Annotated in this window: 1 protein-coding gene; it reads left to right on the top strand. The window is 59.9% G+C overall.

From position 1 onward, the window contains the following. Window positions 1-354 (top strand): hypothetical protein (locus EN852_RS36765; protein WP_246694533.1); only part of this gene is annotated, 354 nt, incomplete at both ends.

The following is a 354-nucleotide window of genomic DNA, read 5'->3' as shown; positions in this document are numbered from 1 at the left end:
ATCGGTTTATGGAAGCTATGCAGGCGCTGGTGCTGACCAGCATCCAATTGCGCGACATGCTGACGGAGGCCGCAAAGCAAGGAGCAGCGCTCGCGGTCCAGGAACTTCGCGCCGACCTTCTTCAAGCACCGGAAGACGTCACGTTGCAAACGCTTGGCAGGTACCTCGCCGATCCTGCTTCTCTTGCCAGTCCGCATGAACATTGGGCCGACAGCGGCGTCATCCGCCGGGTTCAATCGACGGCAAGTGGCAAGCCCAAATCCACGGCCTGGTTCAGGAAGTTTCAAAGGCAAACCGGCCTCAACCAATGTGCGACCCGGCAAAGTACCGCCTACGGCCGACGGCGAGAATGGA

Source organism: Mesorhizobium sp. M2E.F.Ca.ET.209.01.1.1, assembly GCF_004010375.2.
Taxonomy (GTDB): domain Bacteria; phylum Pseudomonadota; class Alphaproteobacteria; order Rhizobiales; family Rhizobiaceae; genus Mesorhizobium.
This window is presented reverse-complemented; position numbering and strand designations above follow the sequence as displayed.